Genomic DNA, 11,573 nt, shown 5'->3' on the forward strand with positions numbered 1-11,573 from the left:
ACATTTCCAGTACCTTACTCACGATTCCTCGTATTGGGCCAGATTCAGCGTCAGCCCAACAATCCCCTCTTCGAGCTGGATATCAACATCAAACCCGAGCTTTCGGGCCAGTGCCACCATGCCGCGATTGTTTGGCATCGTAATGCCATTCAGGCGTCTCAGTCCGTGATCTCGGGTATAAGCAATCAATTTTTCCATTAATCGCCGGCCTAATCCTAACCCTTTGAGATCTGAGCGAACCAGCACGGCAAATTCCGCATCAATGTTATCCGGGTCGGAGATCGCGCGCGTTACCCCGAGGATCTCTTCAGTTTGATCAATACGGCGCACGGCAACAAATGCCATTTCCCGATCGTAGTCGATCTGCGTCATGTTGGCTAAATCTTCATGAGTAAATTCATTGATCTCGCTAAAATAACGGTAATACAAATCCTCTTTTGTCACCTGAGAAATGAACTGCTGTAGATAAGGCTCATCTTCCGGCAGGATAGGGCGAAACAGGCAACGTTCGCCGTTTTTCATCTCAACCCACTCTTCAAGCTGCTGCGGATAGGGGCGAATAGCGAGTCGGCTCTCGTTGTCGCCATCATAAGGGGCGATATCCAGCGTGACGTCCAGCGCGGTAAACTCGCCAGCAGAAGCCAGCAGGGGATGGATATCCAGACGCTGAATTTCCGGGCAATCGACAATCAGGTTCGAGACCTGTACCAGCAGCTGGCTTAACCCTGTGATATCCAGCGGGCGTAGCGCGCTCCGGCCACGAATTTTTTTACTTTTGATTCCCTGAATAACCAAATAGCGCGCCAGATTCATGTTTAACGGCGGCAGCGCGACGACGGCCTGCTCTTCGGGTCGCCACTCTACGCCGCCTTCGCCAAGCATAATCAGCGGCCCAAAGACCGGGTCGTGTTCGACGACGACGCGAAGTTCCTGCGCGCCGGCACGGTTCGCCATACTCTGGACTAACAGACCGTGAATGCGCGCCTGAGGCCAGGCCATTTTTACACGATCGAAAATGGCATTCGCGGCTTGCTGAACTTCCGTTGCCGTGCGCAGATAGAGCATTACCCCCTGAACTTCCGATTTATGCGGAATATCTGGCGAACGCAGTTTTAACGCTACCGGGTAGCCAATTTGCTCGGCGATATGCACTGCTTCCGCGCTGTCGCCAGCAATCCAGGTGGGGAGCGTGTGTAACCCATACGCCTGCAAGATAGGCTGAACTTCATGGGTATCCAGCGATGTTGCGCCCTCTGCAATCGCCTGCTGTAACAGGTTATGCGCTTGAGCCGTGTCTGAGGTCAGGTTGCCCGGCAACACCGGGGTTTCCCGTAATTGCTTCTGGTTACGCCGGTATTCCACCATGTGCATAAAGGCAGTGATGGTGCCTTCCGGTGTTCGATAGGTAGGTAATCCCGCTTCACTGAACATTTTGCGGGCTTCCTGAGAGGAAAACTCGCCGCACCAGTTGGTGAGTAAGGTGACGAATTTCCCTCTGGGATGATGTTTTACCGCTTCAATGAGCGCGTGTGCGCTCTCGGTGCCTGGTGCGGCGGCGCTGGGTGAGTGGATCACCATCAGCGCATCAAAATCCTGGCTGGCGAGTAAGATATTCAGCGTTTTGACATAGTGTTCACAGCTGGCATCATCACGCAAATCCAGCGGGTTGGCGATATCGACGTGAGCAGGTAGCGCTTCGCTTAGCTTAAGGCGGGTCTCTTCGCTCAGGGTGGCGAGCTTGCCGTTGCGCGACCACAGCTCATCCAGCGCCAGCGCGGCGGGCGCAGCGCCATTGCTGATGATCATCAACCTGTCGCCACGTAATGGCCGCATATGGCTCAGCGTTTCGACCGCCGAGAAGAGTTCGTGAGTATCCTGCACGCGTAAAAGCCCCGCACGCTGGATGGCGGCATCCCATGCCGGGTCCATGCCGACACTGGTATTTAACAAACGTTGCGCCGCCGGGCTGCGACCGCTTTTAATCACCAGAATGGGTTTATTTCGCGATGCGCTACGGGCGGCGGAGACAAAGCGCCGCGCGTCGCTCAGATGTTCGAGATAGAGCAAAATGGCGCTGGTTTTACTGTCGCGCGCCAGATAATCCAGCAGTTCATCAACATCAATGTCCAGACTGTCGCCAAGCGCGATAAAATAAGAAAAGCCCATCTCCCGCTGTTGCGCCCAGTCGAGAATCGTATTGGAGACGGCGGCGGATTGCGAAATAAACGCGAGTTTTCCACGCTTGATCGGAACCGGAGAAAAACTGGCGTTAAGCCCTTGCCAGGGGGCGAGTAAACCCAGGCTGTTTGGGCCGAGTAGTCGCATTTTATAGCGTTGGGCACATGCCAGAAGTTCAGCGTGCTGCGCTGCGGGCGCCGACAAAATAATGCAGGTTTTACAGCCTTTTTCCCCCAGCGCCTCCAGCAACGCGATATTACGGCTGGCGTTGGTGCACAGAACGGCGAGATCCGGTGTAAAAGGCAAACTGGCGATGTCGGGCCAGGCCAGGACGCCTAAGACGGCTTTCCATGCGGGCGTTACAGGTAATACCGGGCCATTAAAGCCTCCTGCCAGCAGGTTACGCATCATCAGGTAACCTGCGCGATTGGGCTTCATCGACGCCCCTAGCACCGCTATCGACTTTGGTCGCAGTAGTGCTTCCAGTCCTCTCTGACTCATGCCGGTCTCCCTTACGCAGAAGTGACCGAATGATTTTAAACGCTTTCTGCTGTTTCTGTTGTGACGCTTCCCTGATGTTGCGTTTTTCCTGCCAGATAGCGCGTTTTAAAGCGTGAGAAGTGATCGCCTAAATGGGTTGCCGCGGCCGTGTCGCCCGCCAGATCCAGCAGCGCTATTGCCACTTCGGCAGTGCAATACTGCCCTTCGGCATGAACTTCTCGCAGGTGGTAGGCGGAAAGACGCGATAAATCAACGGAAATAACCGGCAGGTTATCGAGATAAGGGCTTTTACGGAACATTTTGCGCGCTTCCGGCCAGGTGCCGTCGAGCATGATAAACAGCGGTGGTTTTCCGGCTGGTGGCGTGAAAATAACCTCGCGTTCTTCCCCGGCATAGGAGGCGGGGAATACGACCATCGGCTGATAATCCAGGTTGTTAACCAGATCGAGCAGCGCCTGCGGCGGTTCGGTACGCGACCATTGAAAGGCCGTTGTATCCGGCAGAATATCGGCAATCAGACGCCCCGTATTGCTGGGTTTCATTGGCTCGGTATCAAACATCACCAGACAAAAACGGCTTGTCGCCTGAGAAGGCGAGAGCGTATCGCACAGGCAGAGTTTCAACGGGAGCAGACAGCGCTGACAGCGACGAATGCGGTTTCCTCTGGCAAGAAAAGGACGCGTGGCGCGTGCGAGGCGTTCGGCGCGTAACTGGAGAACAGCGTTATCAGTCATGGAAGAATACAGTGAAAAACGCTATTGTCGCAGAGGTGAAAACGGGGCACAAGATGCGCCCCGTGGAGATTACAGCGATTCGTTCAGCCAGCTGTCAAATGGCGCTTTAGGAACTGCGCCATTTAACATGTCGATGACTTCGCCGTTCTTAAAGATCATGATGGTCGGGATGCTTCGGATACCGAAACGGGCGCTGAGTTCACGTTCCGCTTCTGTGTTAACTTTCACAAAACGCACCTTACCGCTGCGCTCTTCCGCGATATCTTCAAAAATCGGGGCAAAGTTACGGCATGGGCCGCACCACGGCGCCCAGAAATCGACCACCACAGGGAGATCGTCTTTCAGCAGCTTATCCAGCGTTTCACCGGTCGCATTAATCACCTCTCCATCGAACAGGTCGTGACCACAGCGTCCACATTTTGCCGCATCCTGAATACGATCATCGGGAATGCGGTTGATTGCCTGGCAGCTGGTACAAACGGTATTCATAACTAACCTCTGGATGAGTAGGGTAGACTTTTCCGGCAATCACGCCGATATGTTTCCAATATGTTACATATTATCGATGAGACTGTTTTAAACAACAATGTGTTTTATTCAATGAGTACAATAGTCATTAGCTTTTAAATGAAATAATGGCTAACCGGGTGCACATCGGGTAATCTTCGCGCTTCGCGCAGCGCTGGTGGAGAAAAGCATGAACGATGAATTAAAGAACAAAAGCGGCAAGGTCAAAGTGATGTATGTCCGCAGTGATGATGACTCTGATAAACGCACCCATAACCCGCGTACCGGGAAAGGGGGAGGTCGTCCAGGAAAGTCTCGTACTGACGGTGGCCGTCGCCCCGCCCGCGATGCTCGTGATGAAAGAAGCGGTCAGATTCGCGATCGTAAGCGTGAAGACTCACCGTGGCGTACCGTTTCCCGTGCGCCAGGCGATGACACGCCTGAGAAAGCCGATCACGGTGGAATCAGCGGTAAAAGTTTTATCGACCCTGAAGTTTTACGTCGTCAGCGTGCGGAAGAGACCCGTGTCTACGGCGAAAACGCCTGTCAGGCCCTGTTCCAGAGTCGCCCGGATGCGATTGTCCGCGCATGGTTCATTCAGAGCGTGACCCCTCGCTTTAAAGAAGCGTTACGCTGGATGGCGGCTAACCGCAAAGCGTACCACGTTGTGGATGAAGCTGAACTGGCGAAAGCCTCTGGAACTGAGCACCACGGCGGCGTTTGTTTCCTGATTAAAAAGCGTAACGGTACGACCGTTAAGCAGTGGGTAAGCCAGGCGGACGCGCAGGATTGCGTGCTGGCGCTGGAAGATGTGGCTAACCCGCACAACCTTGGCGGCATGATGCGTAGCTGTGCGCACTTTGGCGTAAAAGGCGTGGTGGTACAGGACGCGGCGCTTCTTGAATCCGGTGCGGCGATCCGTACGGCAGAAGGCGGCGCAGAGCATGTTCAGCCGATCACGGGCGACAGCATTGTGGATGTGCTGGATGATTTCCGTCAGGCGGGTTATACGATCGTCACCACGTCCAGCGATCAGGGCAAACCGTTGTTTAGTACGGCGCTGCCAGCGAAAATGGTGCTGGTGTTAGGGCGTGAGCTGGAGTCCCTGCCGGAAGCCGCGCGTGAACCTGGCGATCTGTGCGTGAAAATTGATGGCACCGGAAATGTTGAAAACCTCAACGTCTCTGTCGCAACCGGCGTATTGCTGGGCGAATGGTGGCGTCAGAATAAAGCATAATCAGGTGTAAGTGCCTGATGGCGCTGCGCTTATCAGGCCTACGGCAATGATTCGTAGGCCGGGTACTCGGCGTAAGCGCCTGATGGCGCTGCGCTTATCCGGGCCTGCGGTAATGATTCGTAGGCCGGGTAAGGCGAAGCCGCCACCCGGCGCAAAGCAAAAACTTATTCGCTCTCTGCCGGTAATACCGGCATCCAGTCAATCGGCTTCTCGCCGTGCTGCTCCAGCCATTGATTCGCCAATACAAAATGGTTACAGCCAAAGAATCCCCGATGTGCCGACAACGGCGACGGATGCGGCGCTCTCAACACGTAATGGCGCTGGCGATCGATAATCGCCCCTTTCTTTTGTGCGTGCGAACCCCAGAGTAAAAAGACGACCCCTTCACGATGTTCGTTAACAAGGCTGATCACTTTGTCTGTAAAGGTTTCCCATCCCAGACTGGCGTGAGAATGCGCCTGGCCTGCGCGGACGGTCAGCACGGTATTTAATAACAATACCCCCTGACGCGCCCAGCTCTCCAGATACCCATGAGCCGGGCGGGTAAAGCCCGGTATGGACGTTTCCAGTTCTTTATACATGTTCAGCAGAGAAGGCGGTGTGGCAATACCCGGACGAACAGAAAACGCCAGACCATGCGCCTGCCCAGGGCCGTGATAAGGGTCTTGCCCCAGAATCACCACTTTGACATTACCGAGTTCAGTGAAGCGAAACGCGTTAAATACATCCTTCTGTGGAGGATAGACTGTCATTCCTGACTGACGTTCGCCCGCAACGGTATGGAGTGTGTTAACAAAATAGGGCTGCTGCTTCTCATCTGCCAGCACATCGTGCCAGGTTAAATCGGTGGCCATCTCGCTCTCCTGCGAATTTTTCAATTTGCATAGCTTAACTGCTTCTTTCTATGGTGCAAAATCGCGTGCGTCACAAACCCGGCTACCCCTTAAAGATAGTTGAAAATTTATGTAAAAAGTTTATGTGTGGATATGGCGTAAGTTGATGTAAAACAATAAATTCCATGCAACACCCTCTTTGTGGTGTGGTTTTTGTTGATTTAAATCAAAGAATCAAGGGTGTGTGAGGGGTATATATACACTCAAGCAACAATGGTTTTACCAATTGGCCGCTAACAGGCCGATCATAATCAAACACTTTTGCCGGGGAGGCATCACATGATTACAGGTATCCAGATTACTAAAGCCGCTAACGACGACCTGCTGAATTCTTTCTGGTTGCTGGACAGCGAAAAAGGCGAAGCACGTTGCATCGCGGCGAAAGCTGGTTTTGCCGAAGATGAAGTGGTTGCAGTGAACAAACTGGGTGAAATCGAATACCGTGAAATTCCGATGGAAGTAAAACCGGAAGTTCGCGTTGAAGGCGGTCAGCACCTGAACGTTAACGTTCTGCGTCGCGAAACGCTGGAAGATGCCGTTAAGCACCCGGAAAAATATCCGCAGCTGACCATCCGTGTTTCTGGCTATGCCGTGCGTTTTAACTCCCTGACGCCGGAACAGCAGCGCGACGTTATCGCTCGTACCTTTACTGAAAGCCTGTAAGGCTGACTGATAACATAAAAACGCCGGGTTAGCCCCGGCGTTTTTTTACTCTTCGTTGGACTGCTTCTGCGCGTCCGTACCCGTACCAGCAGGCTTGCGGCGTTTACCAATGTTTTTGGTATCACGGTGACGTTTCTTCACGCGCGGCTTCTCTTTTTCTTGTTTTTTCTTCTCAGCACGTTTAGCCAGCACTTTCTTGGACGGCTTGCCGGTCAGTTTTTCGCTCGGCGCACGAGTGGTTGGACGCAATTCATCAATGACGCGTGCTTTCAGCGTCTCTTCAATATAGCGACCCACTTTTCCCAGCAGCAGATGGTCATGCGCTTCTACCAGGGAAATCGCCGTTCCTTTACGCCCTGCACGTCCGGTACGGCCGATACGGTGCAGATAGGTATCGCTGCTGCGTGGCATATCGAAGTTAAAAACATGGCTTACATCAGGGATATCAATCCCGCGAGCGGCGACGTCGGTTGCGATCAGCACGTTCACGCGGCCATCGGTCAGACGTTTGATCGCTTCGTTACGCTTACCCTGTACCATCTCGCCTTCGAGATAGCAGTTATTGATGCCTGCTTCGCGCAGCCAGCCTGCCAGCTCATGTACACGCTCACGTTTACGCACGAAGACGATAGAACGGGTGGCTTCAGGTTGTTTTAACAGGTGTACCAGCAAAGCGGTTTTGTGCTGAATGTCATCGGCACGGTAGTACCATTGATGAATCTTTTTGCGTTCGCGGGTAGACGGGGTCGCTGAGACCTCGACCGGATCTTCCAGCAGACGTTCAGCAAAATCGTTAATCGCGCCGCCTTCCAGCGTAGCGGAGAACAGCATGGTCTGTTTGCGCCAGCGGGTTTCACCTGCGATATGCTCGATATCCTGGGCGAAGCCCATGTCCAGCATACGGTCGGCTTCATCAAGAATCAGCGTTTCAACCGCGCGGCAGTCAAAGTTTTCTTCTTTAATATATTGCAGCAGGCGACCCGTGGTGGCGACCACAATATCCTGGTTCTCGCTGAACACCTCGGCATGGTTCATATAAGCCACGCCGCCGGTGATTGTCGCAATATCCAGATGGGTGTGTTTCGCCAGTTCACGGGCGTGATCGGCAACCTGCATCGCCAGTTCGCGGGTCGGCGTAAGGATCAGAATACGCGGCGGACCGGATTTTTTACGCGGGAAGTCGAGCAGGTGCTGCAACGCTGGCAGCAGGTATGCCGCCGTTTTACCGGTGCCTGTCGGCGCAGAACCGAGTACATCACGCCCATCGAGCGCAGGCGGAATGGCGGCAGCCTGAATGGCGGTCGGGCGAGTAAAGCCTTTATCCTGGAGGGCATCCAGCAGGCTTTCATCGAGTTCAAGTTCGGAAAAAGTCGTTACAGTCATGTTCTACCTCTGTGTGGGGCGCTGATTATAGACGTTACGGCTGCAATCTTCATCTGTTTGTATGGATATCGCTTCTCAGGTATTGTTTTCACCCTACGCTATTGCCGTTTTTCCAGGAAGGTTGTTCTTTCATGTCCCAGTCTACATCCACACTTCGTCGTAATGGATTTACCTTTAAGCAGTTTTTCGTGGCGCACGATCGCTGCGCGATGAAAGTCGGTACTGATGGTATTTTATTGGGAGCATGGGCACCAGTCGCAGGCGTAACGCGGATCCTCGATATTGGTACCGGCAGCGGTCTGTTGGCGCTGATGCTGGCGCAGCGTACCGACGAAAGCGTCACCATTGATGCCGTTGAGCTGGACAGCGAAGCGGCGACGCAGGCGCAGGAGAATATCGCCCACTCACCGTGGCCGCAGCGGATAACGGTGCATACGGAAGATGTCCGGCAGTGGGTGCCGCGCCAGACCGCGCGCTTTGATCTTATCATCAGTAACCCGCCTTATTATGAACAAGGGGTGGAATGCGCAACGCCGCAGCGAGAGCAGGCGCGTTATACCACCACGCTCGATCACGAAGCGTTACTTACCACCGCGGCTGAATGTATTACGGAAGAGGGATTCTTCTGCGTGGTGCTGCCGGAACAGACTGGCAACACCTTCACGCAGCAGGCGTTAAGTATGGGCTGGCATTTGCGTTTACGTACCGACGTAGCCGAAACGGAGTCGCGATTGCCTCATCGGGTACTGTTGGCATTTTCCCCGCGAACGGGGGAATGCTTTAGCGATCGCCTGGTGATTCGTGGGCCAGACCAGCTTTACTCTGAAGGGTACACGGCGCTGACCCAGGCGTTTTATTTGTTCATGTAAGCGTTGAGCGGCGAAAGCACCGACGGGCCGGATTCCGGCAGCAATGCGGGGTAATCCAGCGTATAGTGCAGGCCACGGCTCTCTTTACGCATCATCGCGCAGCGCACAATCAGTTCCGCGACCTGCACCAGGTTGCGCAGCTCCAGCAGATTATTCGATACGCGGAAGTTAGCGTAATATTCGTCGATTTCCTGTTGCAGCATCGTAATGCGTCGCAGGGCGCGCTCCAGACGTTTGGTGGTGCGCACAATGCCGACATAGTCCCACATAAACAGACGTAGCTCATGCCAGTTATGCTGGATCACGACCAGCTCATCCGGGTTTTCAACGCGACTTTCATCCCAGGCCGGAAGCGTACTAACGCTACGGGCATACGGCATACGTCTGTCGATATCCTCTGCCGCTGACCAGCCATACACCAGACACTCCAACAGAGAATTGGACGCCATGCGATTCGCGCCGTGCAGGCCGGTATAGCTTACTTCGCCAATGGCATACAGACCGTCCACATCGGTTCGGCCAAAATCGTCGACCATCACGCCGCCGCAGGTGTAGTGGGCGGCAGGTACGACCGGAACCGGCTCTTTAGTCAGATCGATTCCCAACCCCAGCAATTTTTCATAAATCATTGGGAAGTGCTGACGCACAAACGCTTCCGGTTTATGGCTGATGTCGAGGAACATGCAGTCTGCGCCGAGACGCTTCATTTCGTGGTCAATGGCGCGGGCGACGATATCGCGCGGAGCCAGTTCGCCACGCTCATCAACATCAGGCATAAAGCGCGTGCCGTCCGGGCGCTTGAGATGCGCCCCTTCGCCACGCAGCGCTTCCGTCAGCAGAAAGTTTCGTGCCTGAGGATGGTACAGCGCGGTAGGGTGGAACTGATTAAATTCAAGATTCGCGACGCGGCACCCGGCGCGCCAGGCCATTGCGATACCGTCGCCGGAAGAGATATCCGGGTTGGTGGTGTACTGATACACTTTCGATGCCCCGCCTGTCGCCAGAACGACTGACTTCGCGTGGCATGTTTCGACCGACTCTTTATTCCGATTCCAGATCCAGGCACCGACGACGCGGCGTGTTCCTGGCAGGCCGATTTTATCGGAGATGATCAGATCGACGGCGTTACTCCGCTCCAGTACGCGAATATTCGGATGGTTCTGTGCCTTGCTGACCAGGGTGGTTTCCACTTCTTTACCAGTGGCGTCAGCCGCATGCAGGATACGGCGATGACTATGGCCGCCTTCACGGGTCAGATGGTAGCTCTCTTCCCCGTTCGGTTGCACCTGGGTGTCAAATAATACCCCCTGATCGATAAGCCACTGTACGCAAGAGCGGGCATTGCTGGCAACAAACTCCACCGCGTGGCGATCGCAAATACCGGCCCCGGCGATCAGCGTATCTTCAACATGCGAATCGATACTGTCCGTCTCGTCGAAAACGGCGGCAATACCGCCCTGAGCATAAAACGTTGAGCCTTCGCTCACCGGGCCTTTACTCAGGACAATCACCTGATGTTTTTCAGCCAGGCGCAGCGCCAGAGAGAGTCCGGCAGCACCGCTGCCAATAATCAGCACGTCACAGGAAAGTTCAGGAGTCGTAGTCATAGCGTTTGTTTAATTTACTAAACAGTGTTTGGGCAGCATAGCACCATACTGCGCGATACAGCACGTTTTATTTTTGAATGTGTTGCAATGGCTAAACATTAAAGGAAAATTCAAGGGGAAGTAAAACAAAGAAAATATTTTGCGAAGCAGGCCGTTAGCGCCAGATTATGTGATGAAATAAAGTGGCTGTTGGGTTACTCTTCAAGCGGCTAAAAGGGCATTTCTATACAGATAGTGCGTTGTTCAGACTCTGTAGACTTATAATGAGAGATAATGATCTGTCTACAACATGACAAACAAAAACAGATGCGTAACGGAACTTTACGAAAAAGAGACACTCTAAGCTGTTGCTTGCTCATAGTGCAGTTTATGGAGTGGCGTTTCGAGAGCGCGTGGAAATTTGGTTTGGGGAGACTTTACCTCGGATGAGCGAGCAGTTAACGGACCAGGTCCTGGTTGAACGGGTCCAGAAGGGAGATCAGAAAGCCTTTAACTTACTGGTAGTGCGCTACCAGCATAAAGTGGCGAGCCTGGTTTCCCGCTATGTACCGTCGGGCGATGTTCCCGATGTGGTGCAAGAGTCATTTATTAAGGCCTATCGCGCGCTGGATTCTTTCCGGGGGGATAGCGCTTTTTATACCTGGTTGTACCGTATTGCCGTCAATACGGCGAAGAATTACCTGGTTGCTCAGGGACGCAGGCCGCCTTCCAGCGATGTTGATGCGATTGACGCAGAAAACTTCGAAAGTGGCGGCGCATTGAAAGAAATTTCGAACCCTGAGAACTTAATGTTGTCAGAAGAGCTGAGACAGATAGTTTTCCGAACTATTGAGTCCCTCCCCGAGGATTTACGCATGGCAATAACCTTGCGGGAGCTGGATGGCCTGAGCTATGAAGAGATAGCCGCTATCATGGATTGTCCGGTGGGTACGGTGCGTTCACGTATCTTCCGTGCGCGGGAAGCTATTGATAATAAAGTTCAACCGCTTATCAGGCGTTGA

The 11,573-nt window shown here is 53.7% G+C and carries 11 protein-coding genes; 5 read left to right on the forward strand and 6 right to left on the reverse strand.

The features are described from left to right. Positions 1-18: 18 nt before the first annotated feature. The 3 genes from CKO_RS00910 to trxC form a co-directional block, all read right to left on the reverse strand. Positions 19-2,679, reverse strand: coding sequence for a bifunctional acetate--CoA ligase family protein/GNAT family N-acetyltransferase (locus CKO_RS00910; protein WP_012131200.1), 2,661 nt, complete (start codon positions 2,677-2,679; stop codon positions 19-21). A 35-nt stretch (positions 2,680-2,714) separates the two neighbouring features. Next, complete coding sequence (gene tapT, locus CKO_RS00915) at positions 2,715-3,413, reverse strand: tRNA-uridine aminocarboxypropyltransferase (RefSeq protein WP_024130105.1); 699 nt, start codon at positions 3,411-3,413, stop codon at positions 2,715-2,717. 69 nt (positions 3,414-3,482) lie between these two features. After that, complete coding sequence (gene trxC / locus CKO_RS00920; protein ID WP_012131202.1) at positions 3,483-3,902, reverse strand: thioredoxin TrxC; 420 nt, start codon at positions 3,900-3,902, stop codon at positions 3,483-3,485. A gap of 208 nt (positions 3,903-4,110) precedes the next feature. Between trxC and CKO_RS00925 the strand changes: the two genes are divergently transcribed. Further along, on the forward strand, positions 4,111-5,157 hold the full coding sequence (locus CKO_RS00925) for a tRNA/rRNA methyltransferase (RefSeq protein ID WP_012131203.1): 1,047 nt from the start codon (positions 4,111-4,113) through the stop codon (positions 5,155-5,157). A 164-nt stretch (positions 5,158-5,321) separates the two neighbouring features. Here CKO_RS00925 and ung read toward each other — a convergent pair whose 3' ends face one another. Then, positions 5,322-6,011, reverse strand: coding sequence for a uracil-DNA glycosylase (ung, locus tag CKO_RS00930; protein WP_012131204.1), 690 nt, complete (start codon positions 6,009-6,011; stop codon positions 5,322-5,324). Positions 6,012-6,329: 318 nt separating this feature from the next. Here ung and grcA point away from each other — a divergent pair, with 318 nt between their 5' ends. Then, complete coding sequence (gene grcA, locus CKO_RS00935; RefSeq protein WP_012131205.1) at positions 6,330-6,713, forward strand: autonomous glycyl radical cofactor GrcA; 384 nt, start codon at positions 6,330-6,332, stop codon at positions 6,711-6,713. A gap of 45 nt (positions 6,714-6,758) precedes the next feature. Here grcA and srmB read toward each other — a convergent pair whose 3' ends face one another. Next, a complete protein-coding gene (srmB, locus tag CKO_RS00940) occupies positions 6,759-8,096 on the reverse strand; it encodes an ATP-dependent RNA helicase SrmB (protein WP_012131206.1) in 1,338 nt (445 codons plus the stop codon). A gap of 131 nt (positions 8,097-8,227) precedes the next feature. Between srmB and trmN the strand changes: the two genes are divergently transcribed. After that, positions 8,228-8,965 carry a tRNA(1)(Val) (adenine(37)-N(6))-methyltransferase TrmN gene (trmN, locus tag CKO_RS00945; RefSeq protein WP_024130106.1) on the forward strand — a complete coding sequence of 246 codons (738 nt, stop codon included), beginning with the start codon at positions 8,228-8,230 and terminating at the stop codon, positions 8,963-8,965. On the opposite strand, the gene nadB is transcribed toward trmN, so the two are convergent. Beyond that, entirely contained in the window at positions 8,950-10,572 is a 1,623-nt protein-coding gene (nadB, locus tag CKO_RS00950) for an L-aspartate oxidase (protein ID WP_012131208.1), read from the reverse strand. The two genes, trmN and nadB, sit on opposite strands and share 16 nt — an antisense overlap. 273 nt (positions 10,573-10,845) lie before the next feature. Here nadB and rseD point away from each other — a divergent pair, with 273 nt between their 5' ends. Together rseD and rpoE are read left to right on the forward strand one after the other, a co-directional pair. Beyond that, positions 10,846-11,001, forward strand: coding sequence for a rpoE leader peptide RseD (rseD, locus tag CKO_RS23215; protein WP_123907454.1), 156 nt, complete (start codon positions 10,846-10,848; stop codon positions 10,999-11,001). Further along, a complete protein-coding gene (gene rpoE / locus CKO_RS00955; RefSeq protein WP_006176728.1) occupies positions 10,998-11,573 on the forward strand; it encodes an RNA polymerase sigma factor RpoE in 576 nt (191 codons plus the stop codon). Before rseD ends, rpoE begins: the two co-directional genes overlap by 4 nt.

The organism is Citrobacter koseri ATCC BAA-895, assembly GCF_000018045.1.
Taxonomy (GTDB): Bacteria; Pseudomonadota; Gammaproteobacteria; order Enterobacterales; family Enterobacteriaceae; genus Citrobacter_B; species Citrobacter_B koseri.